At 40.9% G+C, this 18,043-nt stretch carries 10 protein-coding genes; all 10 read right to left on the bottom strand.

The features are described 5' to 3' along the window. Position 1: 1 nt before the first annotated feature. On the bottom strand, positions 2-1,474 hold the full coding sequence (locus R8806_RS12430; protein WP_151412072.1) for a RagB/SusD family nutrient uptake outer membrane protein: 1,473 nt from the start codon (positions 1,472-1,474) through the stop codon (positions 2-4). A gap of 22 nt (positions 1,475-1,496) precedes the next feature. Beyond that, positions 1,497-5,033 (bottom strand): SusC/RagA family TonB-linked outer membrane protein, encoded by a 3,537-nt coding sequence (locus R8806_RS12435; protein WP_124318007.1) that lies wholly within the window; start codon positions 5,031-5,033, stop codon positions 1,497-1,499. Positions 5,034-5,200: 167 nt separating this feature from the next. Then, complete coding sequence (locus R8806_RS12440; RefSeq protein ID WP_124318008.1) at positions 5,201-6,382, bottom strand: FecR family protein; 1,182 nt, start codon at positions 6,380-6,382, stop codon at positions 5,201-5,203. 82 nt (positions 6,383-6,464) lie between these two features. Continuing rightward, complete coding sequence (locus tag R8806_RS12445; RefSeq protein WP_317146615.1) at positions 6,465-7,025, bottom strand: RNA polymerase sigma-70 factor; 561 nt, start codon at positions 7,023-7,025, stop codon at positions 6,465-6,467. A gap of 142 nt (positions 7,026-7,167) precedes the next feature. Then, positions 7,168-9,528, bottom strand: coding sequence for a Gldg family protein (locus R8806_RS12450; protein ID WP_124317751.1), 2,361 nt, complete (start codon positions 9,526-9,528; stop codon positions 7,168-7,170). A gap of 24 nt (positions 9,529-9,552) precedes the next feature. Beyond that, entirely contained in the window at positions 9,553-10,473 is a 921-nt protein-coding gene (locus R8806_RS12455) for an ABC transporter ATP-binding protein (RefSeq protein WP_124317750.1), read from the bottom strand. A 26-nt stretch (positions 10,474-10,499) separates the two neighbouring features. Then, positions 10,500-12,176 (bottom strand): PKD-like family lipoprotein, encoded by a 1,677-nt coding sequence (locus R8806_RS12460; protein WP_124317749.1) that lies wholly within the window; start codon positions 12,174-12,176, stop codon positions 10,500-10,502. An 18-nt stretch (positions 12,177-12,194) separates the two neighbouring features. Then, positions 12,195-12,956, bottom strand: a complete 762-nt coding sequence (locus R8806_RS12465; protein ID WP_124317748.1) for a DUF4843 domain-containing protein — start codon at positions 12,954-12,956, stop codon at positions 12,195-12,197. Between the two features lie 18 nt (positions 12,957-12,974). After that, positions 12,975-14,561 (bottom strand): RagB/SusD family nutrient uptake outer membrane protein, encoded by a 1,587-nt coding sequence (locus R8806_RS12470; RefSeq protein WP_164719822.1) that lies wholly within the window; start codon positions 14,559-14,561, stop codon positions 12,975-12,977. Positions 14,562-14,573: 12 nt separating this feature from the next. Then, positions 14,574-17,909 carry a SusC/RagA family TonB-linked outer membrane protein gene (locus R8806_RS12475; RefSeq protein ID WP_229782997.1) on the bottom strand — a complete coding sequence of 1,112 codons (3,336 nt, stop codon included), beginning with the start codon at positions 17,907-17,909 and terminating at the stop codon, positions 14,574-14,576. Positions 17,910-18,043: the final 134 nt, after the last annotated feature.

Raw genomic sequence — 18,043 nt, forward strand, 5'->3', positions numbered from 1 at the left:
ATTATTTTATCTCTCCCTGTCTCGCACTCATTTCCCTTGAAGGATTCTGGACAAGAGATCTATTTTGTAACATGACACTATTCGGGAACGGAATCGTGTACATGGGATCACCCTGTTTCAACACATATTCATAAACAGATCCTCCCTTTTCTGCCTTGTAAGTATGCTTGATCTCCGGCATTCCCTGACGACGTAAATCAAACCAACGATGTCCTTCAAAACAAAGTTCTTTCCGGCGTTCCAAACGAATCTCATCCAACAAAGCCTGACCGCTCAAATTAACATCCGAGTAACCGACAATTCGTGTCTTTCGAAAATCATTCAATTCAGACAAGGCCAATCCCTCTTCTCCGGAGAGAGCATAAGCCTCCATTCGATTCAAGAAAGCCTCTGCAGAACGAATGGATTGCCCCAATTGGGAAGATCCATTGGGTTTTTGCATGTATACGGTATTTGATTCATCCTGAGACTTAAAGCAATTTGCCAAGAAACGCTGGTCATTCTCCTGATCCCATAAAGCCCTGAAATCAGGAGCCGTAGCCGGTTGATACTCCCAATGATTCGCAACCGCACATGGACCAAATAGCCATTCTACTTCCGGATTTGTATAAGCAATGGGCGTGTAAAGATTACCATTTGCAATGACATCCAAGTTATTTACCATGTTCAATAATTGGATACCTTGTTGTTCGGCCTTCTTTACCTCAGCAATACATTCCGTATAATTTTCCATATACAAGTAAACCCGGGAAAGTAAAATATGGATTGCCGGCTGATTGACCCGGTAATTCTTACGCATAATCGGAAGAGGATCCAGCAAACGGGCTGCCTCCAGCAAGTCTTTCAGTATCACCTCTTCATAGATATACCCAACCGTGGAACGTTCAATATGCTTTTCCGTCAAATCGGAAACCAATCTTACCGGAACTCCCAACGCCTCCTTATTATGATTATAAGGTTCCCCGTAAATATTTACCAGTTGAAAATACATTAAAGCCCTCACTGCAAGCGCTTCTGCTTTCACCCGGTCTCGATCTTCCTGGGTTCCTATCGCATCATCAATGTAATCCAACACGGCATTACACCCCAGTATCTTTGAATAGAACTGGGCATACGTGGTAGAACTTGCCGTTACATTAATCTCACTATCATAACCGTCATAATCGGCAAGAGTCGGTTGCCATGAATAGATCGGGAACTGAGTTATCGCATTGGACGTGCCCACTGTTCCTTCCGGATCACTCGTGCTGGCATAAGTCAAAAAATGAGCACAGTCATCATCCATCAAAGAAATAAAAGAAAAATTAGGCTCTGCATCATCAGGATACCCCGTACCCAACAAAAGTTCAGAAAAGTCTGATGTAGTCTTCGGAATTACCTCACTCTGGGATTCTTCCTCCAAAAAATTTCCACAAGCCCCCAAAGTAAGCATCCCCGTGATAGCCCCTAAAATAAATATCTTATTTTTCATCATAACAAATAATTTATCCGTTCAATTAAAAATTAAGAGTCAACGACCAAGAAAAGGTTCGACGAGCGGGCCAAGTTGCCGTCTCAGGATCACGTCCTTCCCACGCTTTGTCAAAAGCAATAAAAAATGGATTAGAAAGAGAGGCATTCACCGAAGCCCGTCTGACCCCAATCTTATTTACCCAAGCGTCAGGTAAATCGTATTGTAAAGAAATCTGCCGACACCGGATAAAATCAGTATCAGCTACCCGCAAGTCTGACTGATTGTACATTGCGTAAGGACTCATGGAAACATAACCCTCTACGGGTAATTGAATAGCCATTTCATTTGGATTCCCGGCTGGAATGGAAGGAATATTCGTGATTCTCTCATCCCCCGGTTCCCGCCAACGCTTAAACAGATAACGCGGGGCATTCTGCTCCGGCCGCGGAGCTCCTGCCGTGGCAAAAAATTCAGGGAGAAGAGCCTGCGCACCGAACGACATGGCAAAACTAGCCCGTAAATTCAATCTCTTGTACCGCAAGGAGGTATTCAGACCTCCGGAAATATCCGGTTCCAAGCAACCTAGTTTGACCAGATAATCCAAATCATTCTCCGTAACGTCTATATCCAAATTTTTAAATGTAGGTCTTCCGTTAGTCGGGTCCAAACCGTTAAATGCAAACCCATAGAAAGTCCCGTATTTTTCCCCATCAACAATAGCCGTTCCATTGAGATAATCATCACGTGTATTTTCCCGTTCATTATTCCGAATGGTATTTTTTACCTTACTCGTGTTGAAAGAAAGAGACCACGTAAAATCTTTCGTTCTTACCGGAGTGACACTAATAGCCAATTCGTATCCGGTATTCTTCATGGTCGTTCCATCAACGTAAGCATTGGCGACCCCATTTTCAATCGGAACATCCCGCGAAGCCAAAACGTGACTGATCTTATTATACCAGCTAAGACCTGCACTCATTCTTCCTTCAAAAAAGGAGAAATCTACTCCCAGGTTCCAATCTTCTGTTTTCTCCCATCCCAAATCAGGATAAGGTAAGGATACCATTTCAAGGGTATACTGTTGGAAATATTTATTTAACCCGCCATCTTTAGCGATCAGATAGGGAGAAACGGCTTCCACGGCATTTCCCCGCCAACCGTAAGAAAATGAAATATCAAACATATCGTACCATGAAGAAGCCCACGTCATAAACGGCTCGTTACCGATACGCCATTTTACACCGATTGACAAACTGGGATTAAACCTGTTATTTTCATCCTGACCGAAACGGTTAGATGCATCCAAACGAGCATTGAAATTCAAAATATAGCGTTCTTTATAACCATATACAGCCGTGAAATACTCACTAACGGTGTTATTCTTCGTTGTTGTCACCGTGGTTCCCGCACGCATTTCATCATGAAGATCTCGTGAATTTTTGAGTAAACCATTGGCAGCCGTTATTTCCGTGGGAACCGTGGCAAACTTTTCTCCCCGGTAATATAGATAACCATAGCGCAAGTTTGCATTCCCATCTTGTTCCACGGAATTTACTTGGAAACCCAAATTCAGGGTCAGTCGATGATCTTCATTAAATAGCTTATTATAGACTAAACTACTTCTAAAAGAATAGTTTTTAGTTTGAGCATATTCCGATTGCAATAAACCTCCAAACGGAAGAATACTGGCATATTGCTCCGCTGAGTTAGGTAGAATTTCTCCCACCTCATAACCACGAATCTGGGCAATATAATGCGTGTACTCCGTTGCCCATGATTTGATTTTATTCGTCGCTATAGCATAAGATGCCGTCGTCTGAAATTCTAAATCCTTCAGTAAATTCCACCGTAGGTTTAAAGCTGCCTGCAAATTCGTACCGTCCGTTTCTGTTCCGGAATTATCACGTTCATTTAGAATGTTATAGTTATAGGCAACTTTATCGGGAATGGAATAGCTTGTTGCTCCAGCTTTTTCGTAATAATACAAAGACCCGTCTTCATTATAAGCCGGAATGTCCCGTGCCGTGTTGAGTGCATATTCATAAGGGCTTACTCCAAAAGCAAAGTCTTTCGTCTCACGATAGGTACCATTTAACTGAAGATCAATAATCAAACGCTCATCCAACCGGAATGTGGTATTAGAATTAGCTGTTAATGTTAACATATCGTTTCCTTTTGCCTCGCCTTTCGTGCTATTAATTCCTATCGAAAAACGACTGGAAACTTTTTCGCCTTGTGCTGATATACTGATATTATGGACATGACTGAAACTGTTCCGAAACAGAATGTCAAACCAGTCGGTATTCATATTCTCCATTTTCCGATACTCCTGCTCGAATTGCTGTTGAGTAATCTCTTTCTTTTGCAATTTTTGTATCAACCCGGCATACCCGATCGGCTGGATATTCTGGTTGTAGCTATCCCGATCTTCCCATAACTCCCGAGAAAATCTCATATGCTCTTGAGAATTCATCATGTCATACATACGATAACTAGGTTTCATACCCACGCTAAAATTACCGCTGTACGAGATATTCAGTCCATCTCCTTTTGCTTTCTTGGTCGTGATCACGATCACCCCATTGGTGGCCCGTGTTCCGTAAATAGCCGTGGCTGAAGCGTCCTTCAACACGGTAATCGTTTCGATATCGGCAGGATTAAGCCAAGAAATCGCATTACTTGCCGTTTCCCGTAACCCATCCATCTCGGAAGAAATAGGACTAGCATCATCCGGAAGAGGAAGAGGATCTGTTTGTATCACCCCGTCAACCACCCAAAGCGGTTCTTGGTTTCCCAACAACGTTGAAGTTCCCCGAATACGGATTTTTGGGGATCCCCCGACCTTTCCGGTTCTGTTTACAACAGACATTCCCGGAATCACACCTTGTAACATCTGGTCAATCGTAGCTTCCCCGGCCACCTGTATATCCTCCGCACGAATTTGAGTCACGGCACCCACATAACTACCGCGATCGATGGTTGCATAACCGGTTACAATCACGTCGTCCAAGGTCTCGACATCCTCCTGCATCACAACATTAATCGTATCTTTACCAGTATATACCACTTCTTTCGTCTTCATTCCAATAAAAGAGAAAAGTAAAGAAAACTTCTCCGTTTTAGGAAGCGACAAAGTATATTTTCCACTGGCATCCGTGGCAGTTCCTATCGTCAATCCCTTCACGATCACAGTTACTCCCGGTAAAGGCAATTTATTATTATCCGTTACCAAGCCGACAATCTGAATATCTTTCTTTTTCTTATCATCATCCTTTACCTCCTCTTTAGGTACAATCATGATAAGATCATTTTTAAATTTAAACGTTAAATCCGTATCCTTCAAAATACGATTCAACACCTCTTCCACGGTTTCATTCTCCACCCGTAACGACAACTTTCCCAATTGTTTCGTTTGCTCCGGATTAAAGAGGAAACACCAACTCGTCTGTTTTTGAATTTCATCCAACAAAACTTTCACCGACACGTTCTTCAAATCAAAACTAACCCGCTCTTGTTGAGCAAACGAGCTAGCTGAAAGTGTCAACGTGAAAACACAGATAAACAAGAGACACAATTTCATAAGCATCAAAAGTTTTTTAACATACCCTCGATAAAATCGATGGCATAATTGTTTTTTTTCCATACATTTGTAAATTAGAACAGTTAAACTTTCAATACGTCACTCTCCAACAGCGACCTATTGATCTCATTAAAGTTCAACGGGAAGGCTCCAACCCTTTCCGTTTTTTATTTAGATACTATTATAGTTTTTCCGTTTATCGTAAAGTTTACTCCTACAACCTCCGTAATCGCGTTCAGAATTTCAGATATATCATTATACCGTTTCATATACCCGGTAAATACCAGTTGTTTAGCGGATTCCGACTGAAAGAACACGTCAACATCATACCAAAGTGAAAGCGTGTTCAGAATCTGTTCCAGACTCTCGTTCTCAAAGGTAAAATACCCGTCTTTCCAAACCACATATTGCCGCACATCCACTTCTTTCACCTCGAATGTTCCCGCATTCCGGTCAAAACTAGCCAATTCCCCCGGTTTCATCGTAATCTCCCCGGTCATTCCTCTTTTTTTGATCCCGACCTTACCGTCAACCAACACGGTGTGAACTTTCCCCGGTTGATGCGTGTTCACGTTAAACTCAGTCCCATACACGCGGACCTGTACCTCCTCCGTCACCACGTAGAAAGGTCGATCCGAATCCTTCGTCACCTCAAAATAGGCCTCTCCCGACAAATAAACCTTTCGTTCCTTTTCATCAAAGCGCACCGGATATTTCAGTTCCGAAGCAGAATTCAAATAGACATTCGTCCCATCCGATAATTTTAACCGGAATTCTCCCCCGCGAGGAATCTTTAGCGTGTTCATGGCTAACGCCACTTCTTGCACCGGGGCAACTAAAGAATCATATTCCAAATTAGCTCCCCCTTGTTTAATCACCACCCCTTTTTCCACTTCTATCTCTCGCTGCCCCTGCACGCCATTTAACTCGTGAACGGTTTGATCGGCCGTGATCAATACCGCCCTCGGCCCCCCGGGAGTAATTTTAACCACACGTTCAGACGCTATTGGAAGCGTATTCTTTTCCCGATTTAAAAACAAAAAAACCGTAACAACCGCCAACGGCAACACGATCACCGCCGCATATGTCAAAATTCTCCTGACATAGACACGTCTTTTCCTTTCCCGGGTGGTAATTTTAAACTTTTGCCAAGCCACCTCGTCATTCAACGAGCGGAAAAGAGAACTTTCAGAAGAGATGCGAATTTCTTTCTTGATTTTCTCAAAAAGTACCTGATGCTCTTCCGAATCACGTAACCATGCCTCCAGCTTCCCCCGTTCCTGTTCGGAGAGTTCTCCTATCAAGGAATGTCGTATTAACCGGGCAATATTTTCATCGTACAGATCCATGATGTCTTCTTTATTTTACACCATATACAAGAAAGGGAGCAAAAAGTAGCAAATAAAAACCTATTATTTTTCTTAAAAAAAATTACACCTCGTAGATATAGGTGTATAAAAGGAAGAGATTTCCCATTTTCTTTTTGAGAATATGAATCGCATTTTGCTTGTGAGACTTCACGGTCAACACGGAGATTCCCAGTATTTCAGCAATCTCATCATTCTTTTTCCCCTCCAAGTGCAATTCAAAAACCTTCTGACACTTTTCCGGCAACTCCCGAACTGCCATATATAATTCCCGATAGATTTCCTCCTGCATCAAGTTATAATCCCCCTCCGTCTCCTCCCCCGTGGTTTTCACGTAAGAAACATATTTATCCTCCACCTGTTTATGTTTCAAGTAATTGGTACACTTATTCTGTACCAGCTCGTACAAATACGCTTTCAAACCTTGATAGGAATTATATATCTTTTTATTCTCCCACACGGTAATAAAAGTCTCCTGCACGATATCCTCCGCCGCATCCAGCTGATCAATGCGTCGCATGGCAAACAGCACCAGATAATTCCGGAATTTCAGGAATAAATCATGAAAAGCGGTCTCCTCTTTTATATTTATACGACGAATAAAATCTTGCTCTGTACCATTCATTTTCACTACCATAGGATTTTTGACAAAGATAGGTTTTCGGAAATAAATAAACAAATCGCTCCAATCATCCTATGATCATCTACAAAAAAAAATACCGACCGGTACATTATTTCCCGGTCGGCATACTCATACAACTTATTTCCTATCGTCCCCTTCTCCTTAACCAGATGAACAAGGAAAGGAAAAGCAGCAATCCCGGGAAAACTCCCAATAAAGCGTAATCAAGAATCTCTGCACCTGTCTCTCCCACAAATAACTTCCGATCAATCGCATACGGACGTCTCACATCAATAGGCACCTCTCCATCCGACAACCAAAAGAAACTAGCTTGAATAATCACGGAATTTGCTGTCCACAAAGGACTTCGACCGCGAGTAAGTTCTCCATCACTCAAGCAATCCGCATCACCCAAAATAACGATCTTTTGTTCTCGTTCTCCCATTTTACGAGATAATGCCAAAGCTAACGGGTAAGATTTTTGTACCTCTCCTGCGGCCGGATTATACACAACCTCTTGATCAACAATTTCCGTATTCTCCAACTCGTTCCAACAAATTGAATCAGACATAAACAACGGAACAACATCAAATCCTTTATCTGTTGTATATTCCAATCCAGCAGCCGTAGGCATCGCTGCCACGTAATAAGGCCGCATAAAACCGAAAGCATACGATAACTCCACTGCATCCTTTGTCGGTTGCGAAACAATTAAATCTATTGGTTGTTTCTGCGCAACGAATCCAGCAAATGGGCCGAGATCCTTATTATCCTTCTTTTCCTCTTCAGGATCTTTCGGTTTCTCTGGCTGAATCAAAAATCCATCCACAAGCTTCACACCAAATGGTTCCATCACTGCTCCCATTGCATCTTGCCGACCGGGTTCCCCAATGATTACCAAATTACCTCCTCGAGCAACATATTTATCAAAGTTTACTTTCTCCGCTTCCGTCATTGCTTCACGCATTTCAGCAATAACCAAAATATTGATATCTTCAGGAATCTCTTGATCCAATGTAACATCTTTGTAATTAAATCCCTGATTTACCAATGCCTGTCTCAACATCGGCAAGTGGGTAAACATACAATAATTACGATCTCCGGGGCGATCCGTTTCCCGTTCTCCGTGACCAGATAAGAAACCAATCGTGGGTAAGGTCATGACCATCCGTTTTAAAGCAGCTGAAATTTCCGATTCCGAAGGAAATATTTCACGGTCATCATATAATCTCAAAAAAGTTTTCTCTCCAGACTCACGTTCCAACAAACGTACAGTCCGATTCCCTTCCGTAGTTCTCAAATCAATCTTTGCCCGAATTTGTTCTGGAGTTAAAATCTTCTTCGGATTCAATTTTTCCATCTCGATCACCTTCTTCGCTTTCTCCTCATAACTCATTCCCGGAAATGCCCGCTCTAGATAATCATTTTTTATTGTATCATAATAAAGTATATACTTCATTTTTATTTCCGGTTTAAAACGCGTATATTGCTCAAAACGGCGAATATCATTGTTATATTCTTTCGGATAACCCACCCAATTATACTTGTCCAAGATATTCACGTAAGTAGTAATTGTCAATCCTCCTTTCAACTTGTTTATGATTTCTTGACTATTAGGCGTCAACGTATTTGCTTTCGTATGAGTGGCGTCATAATAACATTTAAAAACAGGACGAGAAGAAACAAATGCCAACACGACAGCTATCCCCCATACTCCTGCATATTTACCTAAAGAAGTTAACCAACTGACCTTTTGTCGCCGTCCCTGCATACGGATAATAGTCATCAACAAGAATAACACCACAACCACGATAAAATAAAGCACATCCTCACTACAAATCATCCCGAACATAAAATTATCGGAACGCCCTGTCATCCCAAACCAATAAGTGACTTCCCGAACAAACGGAACAGCCTGCCACATCCCTTTTACATACGTCAACACGGCAAGTACCGCCAACGTTCCCACGGCAGCAACAATTTGATAAGATGTCAAACTGGACATGAACAAACCAATAGCTACATAAGCACACAACAACAGATAAACACCTAAAAGTCCCGTCAAGAAAACAGGAATGTCCATGTTCTCAATCGTGCATACACTATAGATTCCGTAAACCAATAAAACACCGACCAAGATCAGTCCATAAATTAACATGGCGCAATATTTACCCAAAATAATCTGGGCATTCGTAATCGGGGAAGAATAAAGCAATTTAATCGAACCACTTCCTAATTCCCGACTCATCAGCCCCATTGTCAACAAAGGAATATACAAATACAAATAAGACTGTACAGCGACAAACAAACCTCTTTGCCCACCAAAAATACCGAGAGTCAAATTAGATCCTATTCCCCCCATACTTTGGGATTGCACAATCTCTGAAATTGTTCCGGAAAACAACATCCCCGTTTGAAACGTGAATATAATCAAAATCAACCAAGCAATCGGGGAATAAAACAAATCCCGCAATTCCGTTTTCGCTATCTTAAATATAATTCTCATCTTTACTGCAAATAAAATTTAACACTATTTCTTGGACAACTCGGCAAAAATGGTATCCAACGAACTTTTCTCCTGTTGTAATTCCATTAATTGCCAATCGCGCGTATAACTAGCTTCCACAATACTATTTATTGCCTCCTTGACATCTGAAAATTGAATACGGAACCTCGGGCCACCTAACTCCTCTACACGAACAACCCCAGGAAGAGCCTGTATGTCAGCCACCAACGGGAGTGCTCCCAACGAAACGACTAACGTGTTCGGTTGTATATAATTATCAAATTCTTCCACCGTTCCGGAAAAAACCATATTTCCCTGTTCGATCATCCGGATATAATCACAAGTTGCTTGCACTTCCGGCAAGATATGAGTAGAAAGAATCACAGTTCGTTCTTCCGCTATCTCTTTAATCAAATGACGAATCTCGACAATCTGATTCGGGTCCAATCCATTCGTCGGCTCATCAAAAATAACCAATTCCGGGTTATGAATAATAGCCTGGGCTATCCCTACCCGTTGCTGATAACCTCCGGATAAATTATGAATAACCCGTTTCGCAAAATGAGAAATACCACAACGACCCATAACTTCCCGCACCGCTTTTTTCACCTCCCGCTCCGGGATATGTCTCAACTCCGCACAAAACTCCAGATACTCCTCCACAGTCAAATCCGGATGTAACGGCGGCACTTGCGGCAAAAAGCCAATATGTCGTTTCGCTTCAACAGGATTCTGGCTAATACTGATTCCCTTTATATAAACATCCCCCTCTGTCTGTTTTAACACCCCGCACATGATATTCATGGTCGTGGATTTCCCGGCTCCATTGGAGCCGAGTAACCCATAAATACCATTTTTCGTTATCTCAAAATTAATATCCCGAATCGCCCACTGCACACTATAGCGATGGGACAAATGCTCCACCTTTACAATTGATTCTTCCATACAATATGATTTTATACAAACTTCTGTTAATATTCATCTACACCCGTCACTCCCGTGGCCATCTCTTTCGCCATGGTTATCTTTCCGTCAAACGTCATTGTTTCCACACACTTCGGTCGATCTCTATCCGAGATGTCATAAAACTTCAACGTGCCATTTTCACCTCCGACAACTAACAAGTCATACTTACCTATCGCACCGACATCAGAGGTTCCATATCCGATATAGGTCACCTTTTCCGGAAAATCCGTAATCATCGACTTACTCGCATACTCGCTAGCAACAAGTAAATAATTCACATGATTGCCATCCGTATATACCACTTGATTCTTAGCTTTTGCATTAGATGACGAACAAGTAACTAATATCAAAGCATCATCAGAAATCCTGACAGGGCACTCTACTACACGAGAATCCGCTCCCTCAGGATAAAAAGGAAACATCGGAGCAACAGACTGCACTATAGAACCGTCAGACGGATTCATTATAAACTCCCCACACCAAGTCTTTCCTGATGCATCATTATAAATTACAGAATATACATTAAGACTTGTCGTAAAATTCAACATTGCACTCTTCATATATCCCATATTCAATACTTTAGTCCCATTTTCAAATCCCCAAACCGGAGGACAATCCGTTAACGAACCATTATTTTTTAAAGGAATCAAACTCGTCGCCAAATAGGAGGGATCTCCCCAGCCACTTCCAGCCTGTTTCGAAGCGAAAGCAATCATAATCAGCCGATTATTCTTTTCATCCCAACAAGGAATTGAGGTAAATCCATACAAACGGGTACCGAATTCCGTAATTTTATACCCTTTTTCATCCAATTCGTAAGGAGTATTGATAAACATCCCTCCCAAATTATTTTTTGACAATTGCCGTCTGTAAAGCTTACCGTCTTTATTGGCTAAAAAAGTACATAACCCAGTTCCCTTATAAGCTTCCCACGCATCAACCCTCGCAACCGGAGAAAACCCGGACGGGACTCCTCCTCCGAACAAATCTTTCAGTTCGGAATGTAATTCGAACGTAGCGGCATCCACTTCATAAGCAACCTCGTCAGTCATAATCGTAACCGACCCCATCGGTCCCACATTCTTAGCCGTTCTAGTATATCCCAAGAAAACAGGTTTGCCGGAAATTGACAATGCATTTATTTCACTAAAAGAATCCTGCAATTCAAATTCATCCTTCAATTCCTCCCGATTATATGTTCTTTTTACAAAATAACATTCTCCTTCACCTTCTTTTTCTGTTAAAACGAACCAGTCTCCATTACTACGATACGGTGTTATAAAAAAAGAAACCACTTTCATGAAACGAGTTTCAAACTCCTTATCGATAACAGTAAATGAACCTCTTACCCATTTGTCTGTAGCACAAAGTTCTTCCATCTTTGTCCATTTAATTACGCTATCCACCGGAATATCAATATCTGCTTCTGTAGCTATAACCACATCATTCAACTTCCACTCATAGCGTACTTCCCGCTCCCTCGAAACAGAATCCGTATCCCATCTAAAAGCATCATGTCCGCGCAGTTTCATCACGTTATGCTCTGTCGCATACACGCTTATTGGCTGATCTGTATGCCATTTAGGCTCCTTAATGTCGTAATAATCATAATTTCCCTCATCCTCTAAACAACCAAATATCAAAAAAAACGACAAACAAAATAATATATGAATCTTTCTCATAATAGCAACTTTTAATCATTAAATCACAACTGTTATATCGTTACCATACTCATCTTTTTGTCCGGGATTGGCAATCAGCCACTCTTTAAATTTTAAAACCAATCCGATAGCCAAATCCGGACGTTCCTCTATCATCTTTTCGTCCATTGTCATACCGGGATCAGCATGTTCAACGAAAAGCTTATATTTTGTATTGGAAAACTTCCCTAAAAGCGTAAGTTCAACTTCACCATTCTCTTTCCACCAATCCGGTCTTTCTGCCACATAAGAAGAAATTATCACAGCACGACGGCGTTCATACTGTCCCAAGCCAATCCCTTCACCTGGTACTAACTCAACAAACAACCGTACCCCCTTCTCCATTTTTTTTAACCGCTCGGACAGGTTCAACCTAATCTTTATCGTATCTTGAATATCCAATTGCCCTTCCAACAGAGGTTTTGCATGAAACACATACTGGTCATCCAAATCATACTCATCTTCATTAGCCGTTGTTCCCTCACTTATCACTTTTAAACCAAAAGGAATATCTGCCGTTAACGGTAATCCGGAATAGTTCACAACCACCTCAGCTTCTATTGTTTTCGTATCATCGGGATAAAAGAAGAACGACATCACAGTCGAGTCTGCCCCCTCCGTTCCCGGTTGAAGGGCATTCATATAAAATTTATCAAAATAAAGCTGAGCCTGCCCATCAAAAACTTTTATATCATCTTCATTGCAAGAAAAGAAGGACAAAAACATCAACATTATCATAAAATATAAATATCTTTTCATCATGATTCAAAGTTTATGTCGTTATTTAATATCTGCTGGCACAGGGAACATACTTTCTTGAAGAGTCATAGGACGCAATGTTCCTTTATCATTCACAATCGCCGTATTCAAACGTTTATACAAGAAAAACAATTGTCCTTCAGAAATCCACTCGCGACGCGCATCATGGAGTAATTCCTGCTCAAATTCATTCCAAGTCGATCCTCCAAGTGAACTTCCATAAATCCCCCTATTTTCACGGATTTCATTCAAAATTCGATAGGCCTCACCTACATTCCCGTTACGTGCATAATACTCGGCCATAATATATTTCATCTCGGTAAGACGAATTACAGGAAACAAATTCACTGTTTTATCTCTTGTATCCAAATTAGTGGGAATAAAATATTTAGCAGAAACAGGATAGGCGCCACTACCTAAAAAAATCATATGATTCCATCGATGATCCGAACTTTTCTCATCAACACCTCCATGTGAAAAATAGCTTTCCGAAATTTGAAACCAATTCGGAGAAACTCCACCTTTCCAATCCGCACTCAACCAACTACCTGTTCCTTGATAAGACAAACTGTTATAGGCAGCAAAAATTAAATTAGACATCGTTTTATAATCTTTTCGATTATTAAAATCTGCTTCATTATTACCCCAACCTTGTGTCAAACCGCTATAATCATCCTTATACATCAAATTCTTCGAACCATCTCTAAATACCACATGGGCTTTTACCACTTCATCAGCATAATTAAAGGCATCCTGATCCCGTCCCGCGTACTGGCAAACCCTCGCCAATAAAGCAGTAACGGCATTATAACTCATTCTATACCCCCGTCCTTTAAAGAAATCATCTATCAATGCAGCATCAAAATCCTCGATCTGTTGCCCGGATATAGTCTGAGAATTATAGGTAAAATCGTTATTAAAACGTCCCGTACCGGATAAATTAATTCCCTGTCCATTTATTGTTGTATCGTAAACAGCAACTAACCCTCTAGCCTTTTCCAAATCTGCAATCACTTTTTCTAACACAGGTTTCACTCCAAGTTTTGTGGCTGACAACACCGGATAAGATTCTATATAAGGGATATACGCACGTCCATCATCATTTATGGGAGCCGGAGCAAACAAACGTAACAATTCAAAATGAATCAAGGCCCGACAAGCATATGCCTCTCCTGTGATCATCTTCCTTTCCATTTCCCCTTCCGCAAAAATATCATTAGAAGCATTTTCGATATTCTGCAATAAGTCATTTGCATTAGCAATAATATTATAGGCAATTCCCCACGCACTCTCTATACTTGAAGATACTTGCGTGTTTGTGTACTCATATTTGGCTGCAGCTTTACACATCTCGTCATTGAATGAGCCGGACTCCAAATTATATAACTGGGCCATACAATCCAACATTCCATAAGACCAATTCCGACCATAAAGTTCCGGCTTACCCATTGACTTATACAAACCATTCAGAACAGACCGATAACCGTCACCCGTACTAAACAAATCACTTTCAGTTGCTTGCCCTGCTGGTGTAACATCCAACCAATCCTTACATCCCGCAAATACCAAAACAATGACAACTGCTAATATTTTAATATAATTTCCCATGCCATATACCATTTAGAATCCAACATTTAATGAAAAATTAAAACTTCTCGCAAACGGATAATTTATAGCTCTCTCCTCTTTCACACTTCTCCATTTACACAAATCATTCGCACTAAACTGCACGCTCAAGCTTTTGAGTTTCCACTTAGAAATCAACTGACGGCTAAAATCATAACCTATTGAAAGACTTGTAAAATCCAAACGATTATCATCTTGCACGAATCTGGAAGTCGGATTTTGTGTCGGATTTTTACTCAAATCATAATAAGGAACCACGTCTCCCGCATTTTTCCATCGTGCAGACAACACCCGTTTATCCACATTCTGCGTGCTAACCTGAGCATTCTCGACTTTCTCCGCTAATGTTGAATTATAACTCTGTCCTCCCCACTGATAATTGAAATAAGCATTCAATGTGATTCCTTTCCATGCCACATTGATACCGAAAGAACCTTTGGCATCCGGTTCCGTATCCCCGACAACAACTTGATCATTAGCATCCCACGTGTAAGTCGACATCCCGTTTTTCTTTACAAAACGTTCACGTCCATTAGCCGGATCTATTCCCTCGGAACGAACCGCATAGATCGCAGACAAGGACTTTCCTTCATAATACAATATCAACGGCCTGCTTAACACATCTTTGTACTTAGAATCTTCTTTCTCGTATTCGGCAAGAATCGTTTCATTATAAGCATTCATCTCCTCACTCAATTCAGTAATTTTACTCCTGTTAGAAGATAAATTTGCCATAAACGTCACCATCCAATCTTTATTCTGGAAAAGAGTAGAAGTCAACGCAACTTCAAACCCTTCATTCAACGTTGCTCCAGAATTCTCCTTGTAAGAAGTAAAACCGGAATAAGCCGGAATTTTCACGTCATCGATCAAATCTTCTGTTTCATTCCGATAATACGATCCCTCCAAAGTAATTTTATCATTCAGTAAACCTATATTGAAACCTGCATCCAACTTATATGTCGTTTGCCAAGTCAGCCGCGAATTCCCCAAAGCCATCAAAGAAGCTGCAGGCCCCGTGAAAAACCATGCATCTGTTGCTGTTTGGAAGGTTGTTATGGCCGAATAAGGAGCGAATCCCACATTTCCAGTAGAACCGTAAGAAGCCCTCAATTTTAAACGACTAATCAACCAATGCCCTTTTAAGAAATCATAATTATGAACATTCAATCCGGCTCCTACTGACCAAAACGGAGCAAATTGCTTATCCGAACCGAAATCGGAACTTCCATCCAAACGGAAAGAGCCGTCGAACAAATAAATATCATTATAGGCGTAATTCACGGAAGCTAAAAAACCTATCTTACGAGTTTTAGATTCCGACACATTTACCGGCCTGGCCTGAGTGGCTGCAAATTGAGGTTCATGCATATTCCCCAATTGGAAACCATTTAATACATACGATAACGACTCCGTTTTGCTTTCAGAAATCTCCCCTCCGGCTGTTGCATTAATAAAATGATTGCCGAAAACATGATTATAATAAAACATCATTTTTCCATTCCAACTCCAATTATCATTTTCTTGCCGACTCAACTCTCCTTTCTGATCGGCAGGAGTTACATCATATACAGGATCTGCAGGATCCTTAAAATTATCCGTACGACCATCCGTTCTGCGAAGACCTAATTGGCCTTTAAACATCAATCCTTCCATAATATGAATGTTCAACTGGAAATTATTGGTTAAATCCCGGTTTTTCATCTTGCCATAGAAAGTTGACAAATTGGCCACTTTCCACAAGGGATTTATCATAGAAACAGTAGTTCCAAGCACTTCTTTCAACAAGCGTCCGTTTTCATCATATATCTCAGCATAAGGCTGTGCTTCAGCATATTGAGTATACTGCCCATAAGGAGAATCCTCAGACTCTGTAACCGTATAAGAAATATTATTCAATAATTGTAACCAACTTCCCGCACGATAATCCAACGTTAATCCTCCCCCATAAATATGACGGAAAGAACCTTTCATCACACCGTTTTTACTCGCATTATAATTCAAATCTATACCATACCTGATGCTCTCCTCCCCACCAGATACATTCAAACTATGCATATGACCAAAGGCATTCCGCAAAGGTTGCGACATCCAATCGGTGTTCACCCCGCGCAAAATAGCATTTTGTTTCTTATAATATTGAGCCGTAAGTTCAATTTGTTTTTCCGGATCATCAGATGAATATAAACCACTTAAGCGTTCAACTTCCAATTTTTCAGCCGCATCACAAAGATTATAATCAGACAGATCCGGGAAATCCACATTACCGGAAAAATTATAATAAATCTGCATCTCTCCCGGTTTAGGAGCAACCGTCGTAACGACAACCACCCCATTAGCAGCTTGAGAACCATACATAGCTGTTGCAGCGGCATCCTTCAAAATGGTAATTGACTCGATACGATTTACATCCAAATCATAAATTTTCTGAACATCCACCTCGAATCCATCCAAAATAAACACGGGCAAATTAGGATTATTTTCCAAAGTCGTACGCTGTGTTCTTTTCTGCTGTTCCACATCCAATCCTTTCGTCTGCCCAATAGAAGTCTCTCCCCGGATATTAAACTCCGGTAAAGCATTTGGATCCGATCCCCACAATTTATTATCTTTGATCCGGAATGAAGGATCAAACGTTTGTAATGCTGCAATCACGTTTTTTGAATTCACTTTCATTAACTGCTCTTTAGTTACAGTCGTAGCTTTACCGGTAAAACTCTCTTTACGAATATTGGAGTACCCTGTCACAACCACCTCGTCCATTTTCTTGTGATCTTCCTCCATTACAACGTTTATCGAATCCAGTCCTACATATTTAATCTCCTGTGTCCGCATCCCGACAAATGAAAACACCAACACAAAATTAGTATCACGCATGGCGGGTAAAACCATCCTGTATTTTCCCTCGCTATCAGTTGCCGTTCCCAAATTTGTTCCTTTCACCACCACCGTTACCCCCGGCAACGGCATCTTTCCCTTATCCACTACCTTACCGACAATCTTGATTTCTTTCTTCTTTTCATCATTCAAAGGTTTCAGCACGATCACCTCATTTTGAAAAACATACGTCAAGCCGGTTCCTTTCAAACAGTCACTCAGAATCTTTTCCACCGTTGAGGCTTTTGCCTCAACATTCACTTTTCCCACCTTATCCAAATCTTCCTCGTGATACATGAAAACAAACGTGGTTTGTCGCTGAATTGCCCATAAAATATCCTTCAAATAGGCATTCTTCATAGAGATTGTAACCTGTTGCTCGTTCTGGGAATAAACCGTTCCGTGCGTGTTTATTATCCCTAGAAAAACAAATAAAAAAGTCCATTTCGACATAAGCCATAATTTTTGTAATTTCTCACGTTTGCACCTGAGAAACATTAGAAAATTTTCCATAAATTTGTTCTCCCAATTATTAGTTAATAATTATCTCAATGTTAACGAAGTAATTCCCGCAGGAAATGTTGGTA

Source organism: Butyricimonas faecihominis (assembly GCF_033096445.1).
In the GTDB taxonomy this organism is placed as follows: domain Bacteria; phylum Bacteroidota; class Bacteroidia; order Bacteroidales; family Marinifilaceae; genus Butyricimonas; species Butyricimonas faecihominis.

Coding starts and splice junctions, on each gene's coding strand:
- R8806_RS12430 (WP_151412072.1), bottom strand. CDS start 1,474: ATGATGAAAAATAAGATATTTATTTTAGGGGCTATCACGGGGATGCTT.
- R8806_RS12435 (WP_124318007.1), bottom strand. CDS start 5,033: ATGAAATTGTGTCTCTTGTTTATCTGTGTTTTCACGTTGACACTTTCA.
- R8806_RS12440 (WP_124318008.1), bottom strand. CDS start 6,382: ATGGATCTGTACGATGAAAATATTGCCCGGTTAATACGACATTCCTTG.
- R8806_RS12445 (WP_317146615.1), bottom strand. CDS start 7,025: ATGAATGGTACAGAGCAAGATTTTATTCGTCGTATAAATATAAAAGAG.
- R8806_RS12450 (WP_124317751.1), bottom strand. CDS start 9,528: ATGAGAATTATATTTAAGATAGCGAAAACGGAATTGCGGGATTTGTTT.
- R8806_RS12455 (WP_124317750.1), bottom strand. CDS start 10,473: ATGGAAGAATCAATTGTAAAGGTGGAGCATTTGTCCCATCGCTATAGT.
- R8806_RS12460 (WP_124317749.1), bottom strand. CDS start 12,176: ATGAGAAAGATTCATATATTATTTTGTTTGTCGTTTTTTTTGATATTT.
- R8806_RS12465 (WP_124317748.1), bottom strand. CDS start 12,956: ATGATGAAAAGATATTTATATTTTATGATAATGTTGATGTTTTTGTCC.
- R8806_RS12470 (WP_164719822.1), bottom strand. CDS start 14,561: ATGGGAAATTATATTAAAATATTAGCAGTTGTCATTGTTTTGGTATTT.
- R8806_RS12475 (WP_229782997.1), bottom strand. CDS start 17,909: ATGTCGAAATGGACTTTTTTATTTGTTTTTCTAGGGATAATAAACACG.